Origin of the sequence: Xanthomarina sp. F1114, assembly GCF_026410255.1 — a bacterium.
Lineage (GTDB): Bacteria > Bacteroidota > Bacteroidia > Flavobacteriales > Flavobacteriaceae > Xanthomarina.
This window is the reverse complement of record NZ_JAPMLL010000056.1, coordinates 1-316: the sequence shown is the minus strand read 5'-3', so window position 1 is coordinate 316 and position 316 is coordinate 1. Positions and strand designations below refer to the sequence as shown.

Here is a 316-nt window from a genome sequence, read left to right as displayed (position 1 = left end):
ATTGTAAAAGTACTTTCTATAGTAGTTGGCTCACAAGTATCAGTAATAGTATAAGTTACAGTTGTTGTACCACCATCACATAAAAGTGGAGCAGTGGGAGTTCCGTAATCTCCAGTAGCATTACAACCACCAGATACAGTAAATCCTTCTAGCCAAGTATTAAAAGCAGCATCTACAGCAGCTTGATCTGCATAGTCGCAGGCATCAGTAGTCATTGTAGCAGGAGCATTTGCAACAACAGCCTCAGGCGCTGAAATTGTAAAAGTACTTTCTATAGTAGTTGGCTCACAAGTATCAGTAATAGTATAAGTTACAG

Annotated in this window: 1 protein-coding gene; it reads right to left on the bottom strand. The window is 39.2% G+C overall.

Going from position 1 to position 316, the window contains the following annotated elements; genetic code table 11:
• Window positions 1-316, bottom strand: a 316-nt coding sequence (locus OS188_RS14770; protein ID WP_267149617.1) for a hypothetical protein, incomplete at both ends; no start/stop codon positions are given.